Annotated in this window: 23 protein-coding genes and 1 tRNA gene; 13 read left to right on the forward strand and 11 right to left on the reverse strand. The window is 58.5% G+C overall.

Going from position 1 to position 20235, the window contains the following annotated elements; genetic code table 11:
- The first annotated feature begins 223 nt into the window (after positions 1-223).
- A tRNA-Gln gene (locus AB7783_RS17325) sits at positions 224-298 on the forward strand.
- A gap of 324 nt (positions 299-622) precedes the next feature.
- Here AB7783_RS17325 and AB7783_RS17330 read toward each other — a convergent pair.
- The gene (locus AB7783_RS17330; RefSeq protein ID WP_439064919.1) at positions 623-814 is read right to left on the reverse strand and encodes a hypothetical protein; all 192 of its coding nucleotides are present in this window, start codon (positions 812-814) and stop codon (positions 623-625) included.
- Positions 815-934: 120 nt separating this feature from the next.
- Positions 935-1063: a hypothetical protein gene (locus AB7783_RS17335; RefSeq protein ID WP_256461248.1), complete on the reverse strand. Its 129-nt coding sequence runs from the start codon at positions 1061-1063 to the stop codon at positions 935-937.
- Positions 1064-1361: 298 nt separating this feature from the next.
- Here AB7783_RS17335 and AB7783_RS17340 point away from each other — a divergent pair, with 298 nt between their 5' ends.
- The 3 genes from AB7783_RS17340 (at position 1362) to AB7783_RS17350 (ending at position 5270) form a co-directional block, all read left to right on the forward strand.
- Complete coding sequence (locus tag AB7783_RS17340; RefSeq protein WP_441278297.1) at positions 1362-3638, forward strand: glycosyltransferase family 4 protein; 2277 nt, start codon at positions 1362-1364, stop codon at positions 3636-3638.
- A gap of 42 nt (positions 3639-3680) precedes the next feature.
- A complete protein-coding gene (locus tag AB7783_RS17345; RefSeq protein ID WP_175366316.1) occupies positions 3681-4979 on the forward strand; it encodes a glycoside hydrolase family 130 protein in 1299 nt (432 codons plus the stop codon).
- 114 nt (positions 4980-5093) lie between these two features.
- Positions 5094-5270, forward strand: a complete 177-nt coding sequence (locus AB7783_RS17350; protein ID WP_158596714.1) for a hypothetical protein — start codon at positions 5094-5096, stop codon at positions 5268-5270.
- Between the two features lie 183 nt (positions 5271-5453).
- Here the strand turns inward: AB7783_RS17350 and AB7783_RS17355 are convergent, their stop codons facing one another.
- A complete protein-coding gene (locus AB7783_RS17355; RefSeq protein WP_068734860.1) occupies positions 5454-5657 on the reverse strand; it encodes a cold-shock protein in 204 nt (67 codons plus the stop codon).
- Between the two features lie 231 nt (positions 5658-5888).
- On the opposite strand from AB7783_RS17355, the gene AB7783_RS17360 reads away from it, so the two are divergent.
- Positions 5889-6020: a hypothetical protein gene (locus AB7783_RS17360; RefSeq protein WP_256461247.1), complete on the forward strand. Its 132-nt coding sequence runs from the start codon at positions 5889-5891 to the stop codon at positions 6018-6020.
- A gap of 185 nt (positions 6021-6205) precedes the next feature.
- On the forward strand, positions 6206-6394 hold the full coding sequence (locus tag AB7783_RS17365) for a hypothetical protein (protein ID WP_093756915.1): 189 nt from the start codon (positions 6206-6208) through the stop codon (positions 6392-6394).
- Positions 6395-6415: 21 nt separating this feature from the next.
- Here the strand turns inward: AB7783_RS17365 and AB7783_RS17370 are convergent, their stop codons facing one another.
- Together AB7783_RS17370 and AB7783_RS17375 are read right to left on the reverse strand one after the other, a co-directional pair.
- Positions 6416-6622: a hypothetical protein gene (locus AB7783_RS17370; protein ID WP_089266057.1), complete on the reverse strand. Its 207-nt coding sequence runs from the start codon at positions 6620-6622 to the stop codon at positions 6416-6418.
- A complete protein-coding gene (locus tag AB7783_RS17375; protein WP_068734854.1) occupies positions 6619-6957 on the reverse strand; it encodes a hypothetical protein in 339 nt (112 codons plus the stop codon). The genes AB7783_RS17370 and AB7783_RS17375 overlap by 4 nt, the downstream gene beginning before the upstream one ends.
- Positions 6958-7496: 539 nt before the next feature.
- On the opposite strand from AB7783_RS17375, the gene AB7783_RS17380 reads away from it, so the two are divergent.
- From AB7783_RS17380 to AB7783_RS17410, 7 genes are all read left to right on the forward strand, one after another.
- Complete coding sequence (locus tag AB7783_RS17380; RefSeq protein ID WP_147421564.1) at positions 7497-7712, forward strand: hypothetical protein; 216 nt, start codon at positions 7497-7499, stop codon at positions 7710-7712.
- An 892-nt stretch (positions 7713-8604) separates the two neighbouring features.
- Complete coding sequence (locus AB7783_RS17385; protein ID WP_093756916.1) at positions 8605-8844, forward strand: hypothetical protein; 240 nt, start codon at positions 8605-8607, stop codon at positions 8842-8844.
- Between the two features lie 378 nt (positions 8845-9222).
- Positions 9223-9369 carry a hypothetical protein gene (locus AB7783_RS17390; RefSeq protein WP_158596715.1) on the forward strand — a complete coding sequence of 49 codons (147 nt, stop codon included), beginning with the start codon at positions 9223-9225 and terminating at the stop codon, positions 9367-9369.
- 632 nt (positions 9370-10001) lie between these two features.
- Positions 10002-10937 (forward strand): glycosyltransferase family 4 protein, encoded by a 936-nt coding sequence (locus AB7783_RS17395; RefSeq protein WP_441278298.1) that lies wholly within the window; start codon positions 10002-10004, stop codon positions 10935-10937.
- A 130-nt stretch (positions 10938-11067) separates the two neighbouring features.
- Positions 11068-11298 carry a hypothetical protein gene (locus AB7783_RS17400; protein ID WP_089266274.1) on the forward strand — a complete coding sequence of 77 codons (231 nt, stop codon included), beginning with the start codon at positions 11068-11070 and terminating at the stop codon, positions 11296-11298.
- A gap of 93 nt (positions 11299-11391) precedes the next feature.
- Entirely contained in the window at positions 11392-11652 is a 261-nt protein-coding gene (locus AB7783_RS17405; RefSeq protein ID WP_089266051.1) for a hypothetical protein, read from the forward strand.
- 331 nt (positions 11653-11983) lie between these two features.
- The gene (locus AB7783_RS17410; RefSeq protein ID WP_309943611.1) at positions 11984-13114 is read left to right on the forward strand and encodes a sensor histidine kinase; all 1131 of its coding nucleotides are present in this window, start codon (positions 11984-11986) and stop codon (positions 13112-13114) included.
- Between the two features lie 209 nt (positions 13115-13323).
- Here the strand turns inward: AB7783_RS17410 and cbbX are convergent, their stop codons facing one another.
- Genes cbbX through AB7783_RS17440 form a run of 6 tightly spaced genes read right to left on the reverse strand, consistent with a single transcriptional unit; the run spans position 13324 to position 20222 of the window.
- Entirely contained in the window at positions 13324-14238 is a 915-nt protein-coding gene (gene cbbX / locus AB7783_RS17415; protein WP_441279716.1) for a CbbX protein, read from the reverse strand.
- 5 nt (positions 14239-14243) lie between these two features.
- The gene (locus AB7783_RS17420) at positions 14244-14669 is read right to left on the reverse strand and encodes a ribulose bisphosphate carboxylase small subunit (protein ID WP_068729086.1); all 426 of its coding nucleotides are present in this window, start codon (positions 14667-14669) and stop codon (positions 14244-14246) included.
- Positions 14670-14680: 11 nt separating this feature from the next.
- Complete coding sequence (locus tag AB7783_RS17425; RefSeq protein ID WP_089266271.1) at positions 14681-16144, reverse strand: form I ribulose bisphosphate carboxylase large subunit; 1464 nt, start codon at positions 16142-16144, stop codon at positions 14681-14683.
- A 49-nt stretch (positions 16145-16193) separates the two neighbouring features.
- Positions 16194-17279 carry a class II fructose-bisphosphate aldolase gene (fba, locus tag AB7783_RS17430; RefSeq protein WP_441278299.1) on the reverse strand — a complete coding sequence of 362 codons (1086 nt, stop codon included), beginning with the start codon at positions 17277-17279 and terminating at the stop codon, positions 16194-16196.
- Positions 17280-17313: 34 nt separating this feature from the next.
- Complete coding sequence (gene tkt, locus AB7783_RS17435) at positions 17314-19350, reverse strand: transketolase (RefSeq protein ID WP_441278300.1); 2037 nt, start codon at positions 19348-19350, stop codon at positions 17314-17316.
- Entirely contained in the window at positions 19347-20222 is an 876-nt protein-coding gene (locus AB7783_RS17440; protein ID WP_231079418.1) for a phosphoribulokinase, read from the reverse strand. The genes tkt and AB7783_RS17440 overlap by 4 nt, the downstream gene beginning before the upstream one ends.
- Positions 20223-20235: the final 13 nt, after the last annotated feature.

A 20235-nucleotide genomic window follows, 5' to 3' on the forward strand; every position in this document is an offset into this window, starting at 1 on the left:
ACAGGCCCTATCGCCTAATATGCGACCGCGAAAATCGGAAAATTCAGTGCGTCAGGGGCTCACGCGCAGCGGTAGAAGCCGACACCCCAATTGCACAAAAGTCCGGCGCATCCGGAAGCGGGGAACACCGCTGTCAGGTGGTTGAAATTGCGGAGCTCTCTCTATAGACCGACGGAGCCAAAGCGATCCGCGGGCCCGCCCCGCCTGTTGTCGCCTCGGCCGTTGGGGCGTAGCCAAGCGGTAAGGCAGGGGATTTTGATTCCCCCATTCGGAGGTTCGATCCCTCCCGCCCCAGCCATGTTTTAGCAAGCGATTTCAATTCCTTATCGACACGCCCCGTTTTCGTTCTGAACAGCGTTTTTCTGCTCATTCTGAACAACTGTTGACGGTTCGTTCGCCAGCTTATGCGCGCGCCGCTTGCGGGTGGCCGACAAGGTCAGACCTGAAGCCTCCGAGAGAGATGCTGACGGTGTGGATAGAGCAGTGCCATCGGCCTTGGGGGTCCTTCCAATAAAAAGGGCCCCGCCACTGCAGGGCCTCACATTTTCTGGTCGGTATTGTTCAAGCCCGACAAGTCGCCGTATGCACTTACGTTCCAGCGGACAAGTAGAGAGCTTGAATGTCAGCCTTTGCCTGCCCAGGCCGGGCGCTCGCCTAGCCATGGCGGCAGCGCTTCCCACTCGGCAGATCTCATCCGGCGCTCCTCGCCGCCAACATTGATGAAAACAAACGGTGCATCTTCCTGCCCTGTCTTGGAGCCGGCGAACATCGCAGGCGTGCCGTATGCATCTCGAATGGTCGACTTGATCGACATGTCTTTCCTCGATCTGTGAACATTTCGATGACGTAACGTTGGCGCATCGTCGCCGCGTGAGCGAGCCCTCTGTTCAACGCCGGATGGGAAGCGTGCAGTGCTACCGCGCGAGGAGTGGTACTACTTCTTTCTGACCGCGCCCAGCGCCGGCATGATCTTGGGACCGCCGCCTTTGAGGCTCTCTGCAGCAGCGATCGTCTTGACCGGCACCTTCTTCGGTTTCTTGGTTTCGCGATTTCCCTTGGCCATATCGTACTCCCGCTATGTGAGCCCGAGCGTTACCACGGCTGGCACTGAAAGACCGATTTATTATCACCGCTCTATCGCCAACCTCCGACCGACTTGTTCCAACTCCCAGCCCTCGAAGATACTGATGGCTATTCGCGAAGAAAGAGCGCACCCTGCGTTCGCGCGCATTGATGACCCTGATGGTCCCTGCCGAGCGCGCGCTGCTTTTGTCACGAAATTGTCCGATATGCCGCGGCTGGCGCAGCATTGCCAATTTTGAGCGATTGCCCTTTCAACATTGAAATCGCGAGGCAGCAGATTGACGGTGTTCAGCCGCATTGCATTCATTGGCAATTCACTTCCACGCCGATGTGGGATCGCCACGTTCACTACCGATCTGCAAAGCGCAGTAGCAGCCGCCCGCGCAGACTCCAAAACCGTCATCGTGGCGATGACCGATCACGGTCATTTCTATGACTATCCAGCCACCGTTGGCATTCAGATCAATGACGAGCTGATCAACGACTACATACGTGCAGCGGAATTCCTGAACAGCGGCCATTTCGACGTTGTGTCGCTTCAACATGAATTCGGCATCTTCGGCGGCGAAGCCGGGAGCGATATCATCCAGCTTCTATCGCTGCTCAAGATGCCGATCGTGACGACACTTCATACGGTTCTTGCAGAGCCCACCGCCGCACAAAAGGATGTCTTCACACGCGTTGTCGAGATGTCGTCGAAAGTGGTGGTGATGGCGGAGAAAGGTCGGGAACTGCTTCGGACCATCTATCAGGTCGCCGAAGAGAAGATCGAGATCATCCCACATGGAATTCCGGAATTCGCTTTTGTGGAGCCCGACGATGCAAAGACGAGGCTCGGCTTTGCCGGCAGGTCTGTCATTCTGACGTTCGGCCTGCTTTCACCTAATAAGGGCATCGAATTCATGATCGATGCGATGCCGTCCATTCTGAGCGCCTGTCCGGGTGCGGTCTATGTCGTATTGGGCGCAACCCATCCAAATCTGGTACATGACGAAGGCGAGACCTATCGCGAATCCCTCATTGCAAGGGCCCGCGAAGCTGGCGTCGCGGATCACGTTGTCTTCCTTGATCGCTTCGTTGACCAGGAGACCTTGCTCGATTTCATCTCGATGTGCGATGTCTACGTCACGCCTTATCTGAACGAATCTCAGATGACGTCAGGCACCCTGGCCTATAGTTTTGGCTTGGGAAAGGCCGTGGTATCGACTCCCTATTGGCATGCTCGCGAATTGCTCGCCGACGGCCGCGGCATTATCGTCCCGTTCGCGGATGCGAATGCGATCGGCGTTGAGATCGAAAAGCTTCTGATCAACGCACCACTGCGCCAGGCGATGCGCAAGCGCGCCTATGCCAGCAGCCGCTCCATGACCTGGGAACGGACGGCCGAGCGATACATGTCCGTTTTCGAGAACGCGGGTCGCCGCCACCGGCTCAAGACCATTGCAAAGTCGGATACGAGTACGCTCCTGCGAGATAGTCGCGCGCCTCCCGAGATGCAGATTGGTCACTTCCTGTCGATGTGCGACGACACCGGACTGTTCCAGCATGCGGTTCACAGTGTTCCGGATCGCTTGCATGGCTATTGCATCGACGACAATGCCCGCGCGCTACTGCTGGCATGCGCGTTGAACACGCCCGGGGAACTGCGTCTGTCGGAGGTCCTGACCTCCCGCTTTGCAGCTTTCGTCCAGCATGCGTGGAATCCCGAAACGCACCGGTTTCGAAATTTCATGGCTTTCGATCGCAGCTGGCTGGAAGAAAGCGGATCGGAAGACAGTCATGGGCGCACGCTTTGGGCACTGGGCGTTTGCGCTCTTTCGGATGCGAACCCCTCTCGGCGGACCTGGGCCGCAGCACTCTTTGCGGAGGCCTTACCAAAGGTCGGCGATTTCCTCTCGCCCCGTGCCTGGGCGTTCGTATTGCTGGGACTCGATGCGTATTGCACGACCGTCACCGACAATAGCCGTGCCAATGCAATCCGGACGGCTCTGGCCGACAGGCTCGTCTCGCTTCTTGAGAAAGTCGAGACGAGCGATTGGGTGTGGTTCGAAAACGGACTTTCCTATGACAACGCTAGACTCTGCCAAGCTTTGATTCTCACCGGCACTGCGATCAAACGGCCGGACTATCTCAATGCCGGGCTGAGAAGCCTGCGCTGGCTGCTGACACAGCAGACCTCAGCCAGCGGTCAGTTCAGGCCGGTGGGCACGGAGGGATTTCACGACATCCGGCGCCAGCCACGCAGCTTCGACCAACAGCCTGTCGAGGCTGCTGCCACCATCGCGGCCAGCCTTGCAGCGTGGCGCGCCGACCAGAACATTGAATGGAAGAGCGAAGCCGCCCGGGTCTTCGCATGGTTCCTCGGCAGCAATGACCTTTCTATCCCGCTCGTCGATCTTGAGACAGGAAGCTGTCGTGACGGACTGCATCCAGACCGTGCTAATGAGAACCGCGGCGGCGAGTCAGTCGTATCCTACCTGCTCGGACTATCCGAAATTCGGCACATGGCACGTATCGCCGAGGATCAATCCAAATCCGCGACCCGCGTGGCCTGATCACGTTGCGCTCCCCCTCTCAGCAGACCATTGAGATTCCTTTTGCCCTCATCTCCGATACTGAATCGCCAGGCGCTCTATCTCCGGCCCGACGCGTCCCGAGTCATCGTACGGCCGTTTAAACCTGCGACGGAGCCACGCGATCTCAATCCGACAGATAAGACGCGCGCCAATCATATTGTCGACCGGATTCTTGCGCTCAGTCCCGAGCAGGCAGAGCATCAGTTGGCCGACGTGCTTGAAAACTTTCTGGGTCGCCACCGGAATCTGCTTCAGACATTCGAGGCCCGCGCTGACGAAATGGAAGATGCATTCCACGGCCATAGCCGGTTCACGACGATTCAGCGTCAGCTAGTCGGCGCCTATTTCCTGAGTGAATACTCGTTTGAAGCATCGGCACTCTTCAATCCGAGCATCGTGCCTCACCCCGATCAATCGGGAACGACAGCCGGCGCCCTGCGCTTCATCCTCAGCCTGCGCGCCGTCGGAGAAGGCCATGTGTCATCCCTGACATTTCGCACCGGCCTTGTAGATACCGACGGGACCGTGAGCATCGATCCGACCGCACGCCTCGCATCAAATCCAGCAGTTCAACACCTCGGGTCTGGGCCTGGCGGCGAGGATGTCGCCGTCACGTTTCGTAGCAGCGAGGATATCAGCGAGCGGGTCATTTTTCCGATTACGGAGTCGCAATCGAACGGCATCGAGGATGCGCGCTTCGTGAAATTCGAGCATTCCGAGCGAACGGTCTATTACGCGACTTACACGGCCTATAGCGGCAGGGCGATCCGCTCGGAGATCATCGAGACGTCCGACTTCGTCACGTTTCGCTTTTCAGCCCTCAGAGGCAGCGCATCACATAACAAGGGCATGGCACTTTTCCCCCGGAAAATCGACGGGCGGTTCGCGATGATCGCGCGGCAAGACAATGAAAACCTCTACCTGATCTATTCGGATGATCTTTATACATGGGATGGCGGCACGCCGATCCTGAAGCCGGCCGCCCCTTGGGAGTTCATTCAAATCGGCAACTGCGGCTCACCTATCGAATTAGATGAGGGCTGGCTATTGCTGACCCACGGTGTCGGCCCGGTCCGCAAGTATTCGATAGGAGCAGCACTGCTCGACAAAAACGACCCGACGAAGGTGCTGGGGCGCCTGGACGAACCGCTCCTTCGACCTGCGCCGTCCGAGCGCGAAGGATATGTGCCGAACGTCGTCTATACATGCGGCGCAATGCGGCATGGCGATCAAATTATCTTCCCGTATGCGATTTCGGACAGTTACTCGAACATCGCGACGATCGATATAAGAAGCCTGCTCGCAGCGATGGACAAATAAGAGCTGACTTAGCTTTACCGTAGAGGCAATTGGATGTGGCTTCTCAGCGCGCCCAGCTCGTCCGTGGCCGGCATCTTTCACCAAACGGCAAGTAGAACTTTTGGGAGACGCACAGTGACCGGTGAAAAATCAAGGGCGCTCGTTCTCGGAACGACAGTCTTTTGGAAGAACGATAAAAATGACTTTGGCACCGTCATCGCCAAGGACTGGAGTAGCGTCACGGTCAAATGGGATAGCCGCGCCAGCCAGACAATCATGCACAACGATATGGATAGCTGCACGGCAGCTTGAATTTACTTGGCCCCGATGAGCATTCCTGTCCATCAGTCGCGAAAGCCGACGCGACACCCAACCGGCCGCTGAAATCATCGCGAAACGCCCGCCGGGACAAGTCCGACGGGCTGCCAGTTATGTGGTCATTTGGCCGACAGCCGGGCGCCACCAGACTTGCGGCGCCAGGCAAAAGAGGCCCGATCAGCCAACCCGAAGGTTTTCTGCCGACGTCTTGCCACGGTTGGCCACTTCCTCAAAGCTGACCTTGGCCCCTTCATTCAAAGTGCTCAGCCCCGCCTTCTCGACGGCCGAGATGTGAACAAAGACGTCTTTGCTGCCATCGTCCGGCTGGATAAAGCCGAAGCCCTTCGTCGCATTGAACCATTTTACTACGCCAGTGGTCACTTCAGTTCTCCCGGTTGTCTCCGAACGATAGCAACCCTGAATTCAGGGAGGAGTCAATCAAGCAAACTTCCATCTCCTGAATTGATGCGGCTGTCGGCTGCCTGGACGACGGGTGGCGGTCATCCGCCCGCACTGCCGTGATGCAATAGCGGCTTTAGGCAACATAATCTCCGGGAAACCCAACCGACGTGCTAATGTCACTAAAGCCCAGTGCGGGCGGAGGACCAAACCATGGCCAAAGGCGAACAACGGAACAATCGCGAAGTAAAGAAGCCCAAGAAGGACAAGGCCAAGACGATCGCAGCAGCCCCGACCATGAAGGGCCTGATGCACCCCGAGGCGGAAAAGCCCCGAAAGAAATAGTCGAACAGAGCGCATCGCCAGCATAGCTGCAGCATCTGAGGTCACGGGCACCCGACGCATGATCCATGCGCTCGATAGCGCTACCGCGTTCGCGGTGATCGAGAACCAGAAAATTCAATCAAAATGTCCAATCCCCTTCCGGGGCGCTCCGACGCGCATCGGCGATCATGCCAGATGGAGCAATCATGACACATGAAGACCTGGAACTGATCCGTGAGATCGTCCTGCACGGCGGCGCAAAATATACGGCTGGCAATATCGATCGCAGCAAATACCAGCGCCTTGTCGATCTCGGGTGGCTATCGCCCCTCATCATGAACAAGACAGACATTGCCTATGAGACGACAAAAGCAGGCGAAGTGGCAGCGAGCTGACCCAGCACCCGGGGAGCGGCTCTAGCCCCGCGCGACGATTTTTCCGGTCGCGAACTGTTCCAAAGCGTAGAGCGCACTTTCCTCATACGTCGCACCCGGCAGCGGTTCTGCGACCACGATCAACTGGCCAATGGTCAATTGAACCATGCCATCCAGGATGTCGTAACTGGCTTCGTACGTCACGCCGGCCAATACCAGTTCGACATAGCCATGCCAGAAGCCCTTCAACTCCGACTCCCAACCAGATCGATAAACGTCTGAAGCTCTGCAGAAAAGCGCTCGGCCTGCCTGGCATCCAGCCATAGTTTTATCGTCGACGTCGCCGACAGGACAAAGGCAACCCCGAAACCGCCCGCATTTGGCACACACAGCGCCGACCAGCTGTCAGCTTCGCTCACGATCTTCCGTTCGTTGGGAGTTCCCGTTTCCAGGACGTGATTGATTTGGATCTTAAGCTCGATTGCATCGTCGAACGACAGGGAAATCTCCTCTCCGCTGAAGTTCAGAATTAGCCAGCAATCTTTTTGCTTGGATTTGACGTCGGAGGTGAAATTGAAGGCCATGGTGGAACCATGCGCCTATGCCCGTGACGGTCAATCAAATTCGTCGCGACACTATGCGACTTGATGCACAGCCCTTCCGTAATCGCCTAGCTGCATGCCAATCAGGAGCAAGTTTCATGTGGCAGCCAAGGTCTGCACGCTTTAACTGGACGTTGCGGCCTCGCGTTTGAGTCGCACTGAGGCGCAGACAAAGGGGCGATCAAATGGGCGACGGGTGGCAACCAATCAGCACCGCACCGAAGGACGATGAAAGGATCATCGTTGCGGGTGGAACATGGATACGCGGAAACAAGGACAAGCTGCCTCAGACATTTCCATGCCTCGTCATCTGGGACGAAACCGAGTGGCTCATTTGCGACAATGAAGGGCCGCGGGCGCTCATACGGGGTCCCAAAATCTGGATGGCAATCCCGCCCGCTGACTTGCCTTCAGCATCGGAATTGCTGAAGACGATCTGACGCATTTCATTAACCATACGATGCTACCCGTCCTGTAGCGCGGGTCTTGTCGAGCGTACCGCGCCAACTCTGGAGTCGCAGATGCAGGTCATCGAAATCACGGACCTCGTCGAGGCCAGGCGCGCTCGTCTGGCTCAATATCACGGGCTGCCGCGCGCACTTCAGCTGAACGGTCAAACAGTCACGGGATCGGTGAGATCCGTCGTGATGGATGCATCGGCAGCAAAGTGGACTGTAAAGCTCGTTGCAACGCCACCTGTCGTCGACAGAAAATATCGTCTGCGCCGCTCCGCCTAGAGCCGGACGCAGACCCGCACGACGACATCCGGCTTTCTTCAACCCCGCCATACCGCAGCCGCATGTATCCGTAGGCGCCCCCTATTCTCCTGAGCCAGCCACCCAAGGCACGGGCAGTCCAGTGGATTGACCTCAGCGATTCCGGCGACAAATCAGAACCTTCGAATTAGGTCGACTCGCGAACATAAAGGGAATCTACTGCACCGCATCATCGGCCGTCCTTAGGCATTCACCGGTGACAGAGAGTTCGGTCGCGCTCCCGCCCAATGTCTCGGGACTGCCATGCCTACCTCCGAATGTACTTTGGAATCGCAACAACACAGGTCCGGACAGTGAAAGCTTCTCACCTCGAAGCTGAGCACGCCGCGATGATCGCGCTTGCGATAGCTGCTCAACTCCCTCACGGAGATGAGCGAACGCTTGCCATGCGAAAAGCCGGACAACTGCAACTAATCGCCGATGCGAAGAAGCATCGGCTACAAACACCGGAAGTGTGAAGACCTATCCAGTAATCCAGCTACTAACTCGCGATCGGCACTTTGGCAGCGACACAATTCGTGCTTCCAAAATAATATCTTCCATTCGTAATTTCCGACCGGAAGCGTAAGATTCAAGCATCACCGTGAGGACTTCGGCTTTTAGCGATGACCGAGAGCCCCGCTCCCGCCTCAACAAGGGGGCGATCATGTCAGAGTGTCGGAAGATCGATTCCGGGATTGCCTTGTGCCCGCAATACTACTGCCGGTCTTTTTAGCTCTTCTTGTTATTGGTGCCGTCGTTATTCGCCGAGACTAGACCACTCCAGCCGGAACGCGCGACAATCTGCTTGACGCCAAATCCTCGATTGAACGGAAGCAGATCTTGCACGATCTCAACTTGAGAGGGTTTCTCAATGTCAGAGCTGGAATTCAGTGCCGTGAATGACCTTCAACACACGCCGCAGCACGCCAGATGTAACGAGCAGTCCGAATATGATGCTGCGGTCGAGGTTGCTGCGAAGGCAATCAGAAAGACCTGGGATACGATGGGCGACATGCCATCACCGCTTTACGAAGATGAAGCGCGGCAACTCGGTAGAGCAGCACTCGATGCCATTATCGCTTCGCAACCAGTCATTCGGACGACCACATGACCTCCATCAGGCTGGCAAACACGCAGCATCTAACGACGGCCTTTCCATGAACGGCGCGCGTGCTGCTCGGTACAGACGTTTGGCAACCGCCCAAAGCAGTCCCGAGGTGTACCGGCTACTTATGCTTCTTGCCGACGAAGCCGAAAAAGGAATTCTCTGCATCTCAGCCTTCAAACACCGACGTCCGCCCCACATTGTCGCAAAATCAACATGAGACGCGTGCGCGGCACGTAGTCATCGCGTCGGACAACATCAGCTTTATTTCTTCCACCACTGCAAGGACATGAACCGTTGAATTGGCTACCTATAGACACCGCACCACAAGACGGAACGCCAATATTCCTGGCTGGCGGATACGATGACAATTCGGATCATGCCATGGAATCCGAGGCGGAAAAAATGCGAACCGCTTGCCGCGCATGGTGGAACGACGGCGACTGGATTATTACCCTTGCTGAAGCAGGATGCGTCAACGTCACCCGGATTGATCCCACGCACTGGGCGCCTATTGAAGAACCGCGCTAGCCCAGCAAGATCGGATTGCCTTGCGGGCAAGACCGCGTTGCGGCACTTTTAATAATCAGTCAAACAGAGGCTCAGAGTAAAATCCGGCTGCCAGGACCTCGAAAAGCGCTGCGTTTCCATCATACCGAGCCTTCCATCGCGTGCTGCTGAAGCCACTGTTGAACAGATCACCATCGTCCTGCACCTGCCATTCCCAGAAAAGCAGGGGGATGTGGAGTGACTGTGACTTCCAGGTTTGGTTGGCGATACATAGCCACCATATCGAGCCTCACTTTCGAAACAGCATTTACAAAAGGTCGCTTCCCGCCTGTTTATCGAAGGCGCCGCGCGCCGTTCTGCAGCGATCGGGGCGCTTGCTCTTGACAGATGACGGGCGGAGCGCCTCTCATTCTGCAGTGATGATGACACCATCGAACCAGCATCGATGACATTCACCATGCGCTCCTGAGTCGTCGCGTCAATCCAATTTACAGCGGGCCTCCACCAATCCGTCGGCCATATATCCGCCGTGCCCGGATTGACGTAGCTGATTATCCGCCATCCATCCGGCGAGGCTAAACACGATGCGCGTCGCGATGTTAGCGCCTATATCCTGGCGAACTCCTCCCCGACACTACGGCCCGTGGGAACTCGTGACGAGCTTGCTGACGGAGGCACTGCTCTTGCGGGGAGTTGACGTCACACTGTTTGCCACCAAGGACAGTTTGACGTCGGGAAATCTCGCCGGTGTCGTCCCGGCACCATACTCTGAAGACTCGTCGCTCGACGCCAAGACGTGGGAACTCCTGCATGTTGCAAATGTCTTCGAGCGGGCCGGTGAATTCGACATCATCCACAATCAGGCAGATTTTGTACCGCTGGGCTTCTCTCGCCTTGTGGACACGCCAGTCGTCACAACCATTCACGGCTTTTCATCAGCCCGTATTGTTCCGGTTTTCAAGGAGTATGAGGATCGTGTCCATTATGTCGCAATCAGCGATGCCAATCGCCATCCCGACCTTCGCTATGCGGCAACGATCCATCACGGCATTCCGATCGACGAGTTTCCCTTCGATCCGCTTGGCAGCGACGATCTTCTATTCTTCGGTCGCATTCATCCCGATAAAGGGGCTGCGGAAGCGATAGCAACTGCCGAAGCGGTTGGCCGCCACCTCATCATGGCCGGTATCGTTCAGGATGCGGACTATCATCGACGTCATGTGGTGCCAGCACTGGGAAGGTCCGCGACTTATCTCGGTTCGGTCGGAGGTCTGGAGCGGACACGCGTTCTGGGATCGGCACGGGCATTGCTTCACCTGATCAATTTCGACGAACCATTCGGGTTATCAGTTGTTGAGGCGCTTGCCTGCGGAACACCCGTGATCGCGCGCAACCGCGGATCGATGCCTGAATTGATCATGGATGGCGTGACAGGTTTCCTGGTCAATAGTGCCCTCGAAGCCGTACAAGCCGTTGAGCGCATTGGCGAACTGGATAGACGCGCCTGCCGGGCGGCCGTTTCGGAACACTTTACCGTCGATAGAATGGCAGATCGCTACCTGGCTCTATACCAATCTATCCTGGGGTAACCGACGGAGAGCCGCAGCGAGAGCAAGATCGCCTTCACGTGACTTGCCACCCTCATCCACATACATTGAACACATAGACGTCGTAATATTCCTGGAGTTCGGGTTTTCTCCGAGCTTTATGGATCCAAACATGATTGCTATTTCGACACAGGTTCAGGCGCCTGATGACTTTCAGCGCGTGGCGTTCGACATAAGACACGGCAACCGCCGAATTGCGTGTACCCTGACGACCAAGTTTCCAACCAAAGATCAGGCCAAAAGGTACTTCCACGCCAACAGGCCGCTGATCGAAAAACTGGCGCGCGAGCAGATGGAACTGGTTGCAGCCAACGACGGTGAGATCAAGCTGGTGATGATTTAAGAGTCGCCCGCCATACTTGCCGTTTCTGCGAAACTAAAGGCCTGATCTGATCTTCAGGGTTGGCTCGAACGATGACGCAAGGGAATACCCACTATGGCGAAGTCGCTGCTTTCCAGACACGACCTCGAACATGCGGCGTTGCTGCAAATCCGCAGCTGCTACGGGTGCGAAGATGTCACGGCCGTGATCATTGACGAGATCGCAGACCCTCGCTTTGAGACGAACTGGGGCATTCTCTCACTTCACCGCGCAGCCGACGTGCAATTGAGGCTCACTGCAGAGCTCAATACAGTCCGCGCGATTGACGGCACGCAAGAAAGATTACGCAAGCTCTACAACCTCAAGACCAACTGAGCTCGCCTAATCTGCTGATGAAGCGCATAGTCCAGATCGACGGGGAGCGATTCCGCCGCCTCAGGGCGAATTTCGTCGGGGGCCACCGCCTTTTCAGGAGGGTGCTGGCAGCGCATTTTTGACCTCCTCGCGACACGCATCATCGACCAGCAGAATGTTCCCTTGCATGACGCGTGATAGGCAATCCCAGGATTATGTCGACTTCGGATGTAAAAATCGCTAGGTTCCTTCACATCACCTCGGTACGATAGGCGCTCGGTGACTGAGGGCCGTGTGTGCTCCCGCCTTGATGGGAGCAGCTTAGGTGTCATCATCTCGAGATAAGACCAACGTGCTTGTCGTCGAAGACGAGATGGTGCTGCGTATGCGAGCGGTCGACATCGTTGAGGATGCAGGATTTACGGCCGTCGAAGCGACGAATGCCGATCAAGCCATCAGCGTGCTTGAGGCGCGATCCGACATTTCGCTCTTGTTTTCGGACATCCAAATGCCCGGTAGTATGGATGGATTGAAGCTTGCTCATGCGGTCCATGAACGCTGGCCACAGATCAAGATCATCCTGGTATCCGGCCAGATAACCCCCTCAAGCGACGAGAAACCGGAAAACAGCCGCTTCTTTGGTAAGCCCATCGACAGCAAGGAAATGATCGCCGAACTGCAGGACATGATCGGTGCAGGCACCCTTGAGGTCGTCTCTGGCCAGGCAGGTTTGACCGTCAATCCGACGCGGCCAAGCCAGTCTGTCGCGGAAGAGACACTGACGGCCGAGAACGACAGCTTACGACTATTGCTGGAACAGGCTGGAATAGATGCCAAGCTGTTGCTCGCGCAGGCCGGCATAGACGCCAAGGAGCGGGAAGCGGCCGACAAGCTGCAAAAGCTTGTGCTCGGCGAATTGCACCATCGCATCAAGAATACCCTCGCAACTGTAAGTGCGATCGCTTCACAAAGCCTTCGGACCGCCACCAGCGTCCAGCATGCGCAGCAAGCCATCGAGGGGCGGCTTCTTGCGCTCGGTCGAGCTCATGACCTCTTGATGCAAGTTAGTTGGGCGAGTGCAGGACTCGAGATGACAATCCGTAATGCCACCGAGCCCTATGACAACAAGGGAGTTGGCCGCTTCGCTGTCTCGGGACCCGAAGTAGATATGGGGTCGGGCGCAGTTATCGCCCTGGCGATGACGCTCAACGAACTTTGCACCAACGCCACCAAGTTCGGAGCGCTTTCGGACCCGAGTGGCATTGTTAAGGTCGACTGGACGATCGACCAGGCGTCGCAGCAACTGACCTTGAGCTGGATCGAAAGCGGCGGCGCGCTGGTCAATCCGCCCGTCCGCCGCAGCTTTGGCACACGCATGATGGAATCGCTCGGACGGCAACTAAACGGCACTGTGCGTTTGGCTTATCCACCATCAGGCTTCATCTACACTCTGGAAGTACCGATAGCCTCGCTGAACAAATGAGCCAGTGGACGGCTTGTTTGGCTCAATCTGTGGAGAGAGGCCCGCATTTGAGGGTTTTTCTTTCAAGCGAGACGGTCCCTAGGTGGCAAAACCGGCCCCAGTAACTGTCCAATTCCCGAAGATCTCCGGCTAGGACCGCGCTGCCAGCGAGACCGCAGGTCACCCAAAATAGACCTCGACCAATTCGCAGCATGTTCGGTCGGGTACCATTACCCACCAGAACCGTTCGAGAACACTCGGCTCGCGAGCACATCTGAAGCCTCCAGTGACATGATGTCGTCGACGCTCAGCACGCGGTCGAGATCGGCGACAAGCCGGTTGGCCTGACGCAGCCGCATGCGGTCGAGCGCGTTGCGGATCGAACGGGCGTTGGAGAACAGCGGCTGGGTCTTGCGCAGCGCGATGTAGCGGACGAACGCCGCACGCGCATCGGCGCTGAATTTGTAGTTCATATCGCCGAGCATCAATTCGGAAATGGCGAGCAATTCGTCGTCGGCATAGTCGGGGAAATCAATGTGGTGGGCGATGCGCGAGCGGAAGCCGGGATTGCTGCCGAAGAACTTGTCCATGCGGTCGCCGTAGCCGGCGAGAATCACCACCAGATCTTCGCGCTGCGATTCCATCACTTGCAGCAGGATCTCGATCGCCTCCTGGCCGTAATCGCGCTCGTTATCGGGCCGATGCAGGTAATAGGCCTCGTCGATGAACAACACGCCGCCCATCGCCTTCTTCAGGATCTCCTTCGTCTTCGGCGCGGTATGGCCGATATATTGCCCGACCAGTTCATCGCGCGTCACCGACACCACCTGCCCTCGCCGCACGAAACCCAGCTTATGCAGGATGCTGGCGATGCGCAGCGCCACCGTCGTCTTGCCGGTGCCGGGATTACCGGTGAACGACATGTGCAGCGTCGGGTTCCCCGACGCCAGGTCCATGCGCTTGCGGATGCGCTCGATCAGCAGCAGCGAAGCGATCTCGCGAATCCGCGTTTTCACCGGCTTCAGCCCGATCAACTCACGATCGAGCTGATCGAGCACCTCGCCGATGCCGACCTCGTCGAACTCACGGCGCAGATCGACCTGCGTCGTGGGCGACGCGTCGCCGGCGCTATCGACCGCCGTCAGCGTGCTCACGACCCACCGTAGCGCTGGCCCTCGGGTCGATCGACGGCATAGGATTTGGTCGTATAGCGGATATTGCGGCCTTCCACCTCATGCCGCTCGAGCCGGAAGCCTGGCTCTTCCTTCGGACGGTTGACGATGAAGGAGAGCCGCACCGATTCCCAGCCATGGCTCGAGTCGAACGCCGACAGCCGGATGTAGCGATCGCCATACACCTTGCGACATTCGGTCAGTTCCATCAGCACGCCAGCGGCGTCGCGCAGATCGAACATCGGCAGGCCCCACATTTCCCAGAAATTGTTGCGGGGATGCGGATCGTCGGTGAATTCGATGTTCACGGCCCAGCCATTGGCGAGGCAATACTGCACCTGTTTTGAAATCTGTTCATCAGTGAGATCGGGCAGGAACGAGAAGCAGCCCTGGGTAATGCGCATGATCGTGCTCCTTACAGCGAGACGCTGGCGGTGGGGGCGTAGTCAGGCATGTCAGTGGATTCGTAGTTGAAGGTGACGTTCTTCCACGTCTCCAGCGCGGCCTTCAGCGGCGTGCAGGTCATCGCCGCCTTGGCAAGAATCTCCTCGCCTTCATGCAGGTAGTCGCGACCTTCGTTGCGAGCGAGGATCATAGCTTCCAACGCGACACGGTTGGCGGTGGCGCCGGCCTGGATACCCATCGGATGGCCGATGGTGCCGCCACCGAACTGCAGGATAACGTCTTCGCCAAGGTGATCGAGCAACTGATGCATCTGGCCGGCATGGATGCCGCCCGATGCGACCGGCATCATCTTGTTGAGGCTGGCCCAGTTCTGCTCGAAGAACACGCCGTGTTCGAGCCGCATCGGATTGTAGTCTTCGCGGCAGATGTCGTAATAGCCGCGCGTCGTCGCCGGATCGCCTTCAAGCTTGCCGACGACTGTCCCGGCATGGATATGATCGACGCCGGCGAGCCGCATCCATTTGGCAATGACGCGGAACGAGACGCCATGATTGCGCTGCCGCGTATAGGTCGAATGCCCCGCGCGGTGCAGATGCAGGATCATGTCGTTCTTGCGCGCCCATTTCGCCATCGACTGAATCGCAGTGTAGCCGATCACGAGGTCGATCATGATGATGACGGAGCCGAGCTGCTTGGCGAATTCGGCGCGTTCGTACATGTCCTCCATGGTGCCGGCGGTGACGTTGAGATAGGTGCCCTTGATCTCGCCGGACGCTGCCTGCGCCTTGTTGACCGCCTCCATGCAATAGAGAAAACGCTCGCGCCAATGCATGAAGGGCTGCGAGTTGATGTTCTCATCGTCCTTGGTGAAGTCGAGCCCGCCCTTCAGCGCCTCATAGACGACGCGGCCGTAGTTACGACCGGACAGACCCAACTTCGGCTTCACAGTCGCGCCAAGCAGTGGGCGACCGAACTTGTCCATACGCTCTCGCTCAACCACGATGCCGGTGGCCGGGCCCTGGAACGTCTTCACATAAGCGACTGGAAGCCGCATGTCTTCCAATCGCAGAGCCTTCAGCGGCTTGAAGCCGAACACATTGCCAATGATCGAGGCCGATAGGTTGGCGATCGAGCCGTTCTCGAACAAGTCAAGATCGTAGGCGATATAGGCAAAGTACTGGCCGGGCGAATTCGGCACCGGATCGACCCGAAAACACTTGGCGCGGTATTTTTCCGCAGCCGTGAGGCGGTCGGTCCACACCACGGTCCAGGTCGCGGTCGAGGATTCGCCGGCCACTGCTGCCGAAGCCTCGATCGGATCGACGCCATCCTGCGGCGTCACCCGGAACAATGCGATGATGTCGGTGTCCTTGGGTACATAATCGGGCTCCCAATAGCCCATCTTCTTGTATTCCATGACGCCGGACTTGTAGCGATCCTTGCCGCGGATCGTGATCGAAGCATGTTCATTCATGGTGGCCTCCTCGTTTGGATCCGGCGTCACCGGATGGAATAAGGTCTGTTCACTCAGCAGCTTGCGCGATGTTGCCGATCTTCGGGTCGAGCGCGCCACTGCGATAACGCTTCGCCATTTCGGCCAGCGGAATCACCTTGATCTTCGCGGCGTGGCCCGCGGTGCCGAATTGTTCGAAGCGTTCGCGGCAGAGGTCGCGCATCGCGTCCATCGCTGGTTTCAGGAATTTTCGCGGATCGAATTCGCTTCTGGTTTGCGCGGCGACCTTCCGGAAGGCGGAGGTCATTGCGAGGCGGCAGTCGGTGTCGATATTGACCTTGCGGACGCCGTGCTTGATGCCGCGCACAATTTCCTCGACCGGTACGCCCCAGGTCTGCGGCATCTCGCCGCCGAATTGATTGAAGATGTCCTGCAGCGGCTGCGGCACCGATGACGAGCCGTGCATCACCAGATGCGTATTCGGCAGCCGGCGGTGAATTTCTTCGACGACCGTCATGGCGAGAATATCGCCGTCCGGCTTGCGCGAGAACTTGTAGGCGCCGTGCGAAGTTCCCATCGCGATCGCCAGCGCATCTACCTTGGTGGCACGGACGAAATCGACGGCTTGATCCGGATCGGTGAGCAACTGGTCATGACTGACCTTGCCCTCGACGCCGTGGCCGTCCTCCTGCTCGCCGCCGCCATGCTCCAATGAACCGAGTATACCGAGTTCGCCTTCGACGGAGGCGCCGATCCAGTGCGCGATATCGACCACGCGACGCGTGATGTCGACATTGTAATCGTAGTCAGCAGCGGTCTTGGCGTCGGCCTTCAGCGAGCCGTCCATCATGACCGAGGTAAAGCCGTGCTGTAGCGCGGTGGCGCAGGTGGACTCTTCGTTGCCGTGGTCCTGATGCAGGCATAGCGGGATCTGCGGATGCATCTCCTCCAGCGCATCGATCATCCTCGCCAGCATGATGTCGTTGGCGTAGGAGCGTGCGCCGCGCGAGGCCTGGATGATGACCGGCGCGTCGACCTCGGCGGCGGCCTCCATGATCGCCAGACCCTGCTCCATGTTGTTGATGTTGAAGGCCGGCACGCCGTAGCCATGTTCGGCGGCGTGATCGAGCAGTTGCCTCAGTGTAATGCGTGCCATAGGTCCTCCATTTCGTTGTCTTGTCCCGAACAACTCATTCGGCGGCAGCGATGCGCGAGCGGGCAATGCAGCGCATCGCCGCCGTTGCGACCGCCGCGGCGGTGATACCGAATTCGCGATACAGATCATCCGCAGGCGCCGAGGCCCCGAATCCGGTCATGCCGATGAACTCACCGCCATCGCCAAGCCAGCGCGCCCAATCGCCTTCGATCGCCGCCTCGACACCGACGCGCGGAGCGCTGCCGAGAATTCCGGCCCGATAGTCGCCGGACTGTTGCCGGAACAAATCGAAACACGGCGCCGATACCACCGCCGCGCGAATGCCGTCATCGGCAAGCAGCTTTGCCGCAACAATCGCAATCGACACTTCGGAGCCGGTCGCGATCAGCGTGACGTCGCGGCCACCTTCCGGCTCGATGACGACATAGGCACCGCGCGCGACCCGGTTAGTGGAATCGATGCCATCGCGGAACACAGGCAGCGCCTGACGCGACAGGCAAAGCACCGACGGCGCATGGGGCGTCCGCAACGCGCAATCCCAGGCCTCGGCGGTCTCGACGGCGTCGCCGGGACGGAACACCAGCAGATTTGGAATCGCGCGCAGGGAAGCCAGGTGCTCGACCGGCTGATGGGTCGGGCCGTCCTCGCCAAGCCCGATCGAGTCGTGTGTCATCACGTGAATGACGCGGATGCCCATCAACGCGGCCAGCCGGATCGCGGCGCGACTGTAGTCGGCAAAGCACAGGAAGGTGCCGCCATAGGGAATGAGACCCCCATGCAAAGCGACGCCGTTCATTGCTGCCGCCATGGCGTGCTCGCGCACGCCGTAATGGACGTAGCTGCCGTCGAAGGCATCGTGCTGGATTGGCGCCTGCATCCTGGCGCGCGTGAGGTTCGAATGGGTGAGGTCAGCCGATCCGCCGAGCAGATTCGGCAGGACACCGGCAATGACATCGATGACGAGTTGCGAGGCCTGCCGGGTGGCGATCTTCGGCCGCTCCTGCGAGAAGTGGGCGCGAATCTTGGCCAGCGCATTCTCGTACCCACTGGAAAGCTGGCCCTTCAGCGCGGCCTGAAAGTAATCCCTCACCGCGCCGTCGAGACGCGCAACGCGCCCCGCCCATTCCGCATGCGCCGTCTGTCCGCGCGCCCCGACCGCGCGCCATTGTCGCGCCACCACATCGGGAACGTGGAACGGGGCGTGCGGCCAGTGCAGCACGTCGCGCGTCTTCGCGATCTCGTCCGCGCCCAGCGGCGCGCCATGCGCCTTCTCACTGCCTTGTCGATTTGGCGCGCCGAAGCCGATCACCGTGCGGCACGCGATCAGCGATGGGCAGTCGTTGTCGCGCGCCCGTGCAATGGCCGCGGCCACGGCCTCGGCATCATGGCCGTTGACACGGCAGGCCGACCATCCCGATGCAGCGAAGCGCGCAAGCTGATCGTCCGAACACGACAGCGAGGTCGCGCCGTCGATCGATATCTGGTTATCGTCGAACAGCACGATCAGACGATTGAGCCGCAGATGTCCCGCCAGCGAGATCGCCTCGTGGCTGAGGCCCTCCATAAAGCAGCCGTCGCCGGCGATCACGTAAGTGTAGTGATCGACGAGACCGTCGCCGAAGCGCGCATTCATCAGGCGTTCGGCCAAGGCCATGCCGACCGCCGTGGCTAAACCCTGGCCAAGCGGGCCGGTGGTCGTCTCGACGCCCGCGGTGTGGCCGTATTCGGGATGGCCCGGTGTCTTCGAGCCCCATTGCCGGAACGACTGTAACTGATCGAGCGTCATCTCCGCCGATCCGGTCAGATGCAGCAGCGCATAGAGCAGCATCGAGCCGTGGCCGGCGGACAAGATGAAGCGGTCGCGGTCTGGCCAGGACGGATCGGCGGCATCGAATTTGAGGAAGCGTGAGAACAGCACTGTCGCCGCATCGGCCATACCCATCGGCATGCCGGGATGGCCCGACTTCGCCTTTTCCACCGCGTCGATCGCGAGAAAGCGAATCGCATTCGCCATATCCGCGTGCGGAACGGTCGCGTGATCCATCTGGGGAGCGGGACTCTGAATATTCATGCCGTGCGCCTTTTGCGTTCCATCAATTGCAGGATCAGCGGGGTGAGAATGAGCTGCATCGCCAGATCCAGTTTCGAGCCGTGAATCACGATCGAGTTAGCGCGCGACATGAAGCTGTTGGGGATCATCGACAGCAGATAGGGGAAATCGATGCCGCGCGGATTCTTCAACCGGATCACCACCATCGATTCATCCGGCGTCGGGATCCACCGCGCGATGAAGGGGTTCGAGGTATCGACCGTCGGCACACGCTGGAAGTTGATGTCGGTCTCGGCAAATTGCGGGCAGATGTAGTTCACATAGTCCGGCATCCGCCGCAGGATGGTGTCGGTGACGGCTTCCTGCGTGTAACCGCGATCCTTGCGGTCGCGATGCAGCTTCTGGATCCACTCCAGATTGATGACGGGAACGACGCCGACCTTGAGGTCAGCATGCTGGGCGATATTGACCTTGTCGGTCACCACAGCGCCATGCAGACCTTCGTAAAATAGCAGGTCGGACTTTTCCGGCAGCGGGCCCCATTCGGTAAAGGTCCCCGGTGCCGCCCCGTATAATTTGGCTTCGTCCTCGTCGTGCACGTAATGACGGGCGGTGCCGGTGCCGGATTCGCCGTAGTCGCGGAAGACTTTCTCCAGCTCCTCGAACAGGTTGGTTTCCGGGCTGAAGTGGCTGAAATGCTTGTTGCCCTTCTCGCCTTCCTCCAGCATCTTCGTGCGCATCTCGACGCGGTTGTAGCGATGAAACGCATCGCCCTCGATATAGGCGGCGGCGACTTTCTCGCGACGGAAAATGTTCTCGAACGTCTTTTTCACCGAGGTGGTGCCAGCGCCCGACGAACCAGTGATCGATATAATGGGATAGCTGCGCGACATTTTGCTCTGCCCC

Origin of the sequence: Tardiphaga sp. 172_B4_N1_3 (genome assembly GCF_052076035.1) — a bacterium.
Taxonomy (GTDB): domain Bacteria; phylum Pseudomonadota; class Alphaproteobacteria; order Rhizobiales; family Xanthobacteraceae; genus Tardiphaga; species Tardiphaga robiniae.

Coding starts and splice junctions, on each gene's coding strand:
- AB7783_RS17425 (WP_089266271.1), bottom strand. CDS start 16,144: ATGAATGAACATGCTTCGATCACGATCCGCGGCAAGGATCGCTACAAG.
- AB7783_RS17375 (WP_068734854.1), bottom strand. CDS start 6,957: ATGGCCTTCAATTTCACCTCCGACGTCAAATCCAAGCAAAAAGATTGC.
- AB7783_RS17385 (WP_093756916.1), top strand. CDS start 8,605: ATGTCAGAGCTGGAATTCAGTGCCGTGAATGACCTTCAACACACGCCG.
- AB7783_RS17440 (WP_231079418.1), bottom strand. CDS start 20,222: ATGTCGCGCAGCTATCCCATTATATCGATCACTGGTTCGTCGGGCGCT.
- AB7783_RS17405 (WP_089266051.1), top strand. CDS start 11,392: ATGGCGAAGTCGCTGCTTTCCAGACACGACCTCGAACATGCGGCGTTG.
- AB7783_RS17390 (WP_158596715.1), top strand. CDS start 9,223: ATGGAATCCGAGGCGGAAAAAATGCGAACCGCTTGCCGCGCATGGTGG.
- AB7783_RS17360 (WP_256461247.1), top strand. CDS start 5,889: ATGGCCAAAGGCGAACAACGGAACAATCGCGAAGTAAAGAAGCCCAAG.
- fba (WP_441278299.1), bottom strand. CDS start 17,279: ATGGCACGCATTACACTGAGGCAACTGCTCGATCACGCCGCCGAACAT.
- AB7783_RS17400 (WP_089266274.1), top strand. CDS start 11,068: ATGATTGCTATTTCGACACAGGTTCAGGCGCCTGATGACTTTCAGCGC.
- AB7783_RS17365 (WP_093756915.1), top strand. CDS start 6,206: ATGACACATGAAGACCTGGAACTGATCCGTGAGATCGTCCTGCACGGC.
- AB7783_RS17330 (WP_439064919.1), bottom strand. CDS start 814: ATGTCGATCAAGTCGACCATTCGAGATGCATACGGCACGCCTGCGATG.
- AB7783_RS17420 (WP_068729086.1), bottom strand. CDS start 14,669: ATGCGCATTACCCAGGGCTGCTTCTCGTTCCTGCCCGATCTCACTGAT.
- tkt (WP_441278300.1), bottom strand. CDS start 19,350: ATGAATATTCAGAGTCCCGCTCCCCAGATGGATCACGCGACCGTTCCG.
- AB7783_RS17335 (WP_256461248.1), bottom strand. CDS start 1,063: ATGGCCAAGGGAAATCGCGAAACCAAGAAACCGAAGAAGGTGCCGGTC.
- AB7783_RS17380 (WP_147421564.1), top strand. CDS start 7,497: ATGCAGGTCATCGAAATCACGGACCTCGTCGAGGCCAGGCGCGCTCGT.